The following is a 308-nucleotide window of genomic DNA, read 5'->3' as shown; positions in this document are numbered from 1 at the left end:
GGCAGCAGGCCGTTCTTGAAGCAGTTGTTGAAGAAGATGTCGGCAAAGCTCGGCGCGATGATGGCGCGAAAGCCGTATTGGTCGAGCGCCCAGGGCGCGTGCTCGCGGCTCGATCCGCAGCCGAAGTTCTTGCGCGCCAGCAGGATGGAGGCGCCCGCGTAGCGCGGCTGGTTCAGCACGAAGTCGGGGTTGGGCCGGCGGCTGGCCGGGTCCTGGCCGGGCTCGCCCGGGTCCAGGTAGCGCCATTCGTCGAACAGGTTCACGCCAAAGCCGGTTTTCTTGATCGACTTGAGGAACTGCTTGGGGAT

The 308-nt window shown here is 65.3% G+C and carries 1 protein-coding gene; it reads right to left on the bottom strand.

The window, feature by feature from the left end; translation table 11 throughout:
- A partial coding sequence (gene leuD, locus QZH66_RS18950; protein ID WP_305807312.1) for a 3-isopropylmalate dehydratase small subunit occupies positions 1 to 308 on the bottom strand: 308 nt, incomplete at both ends.

Source organism: Stenotrophomonas sp. YIM B06876 (assembly GCF_030711595.1).
In the GTDB taxonomy this organism is placed as follows: domain Bacteria; phylum Pseudomonadota; class Gammaproteobacteria; order Xanthomonadales; family Xanthomonadaceae; genus Stenotrophomonas.
Note: the sequence above shows the minus strand (reverse complement) of the source record. Positions and strands in the feature narration are given on the sequence as shown.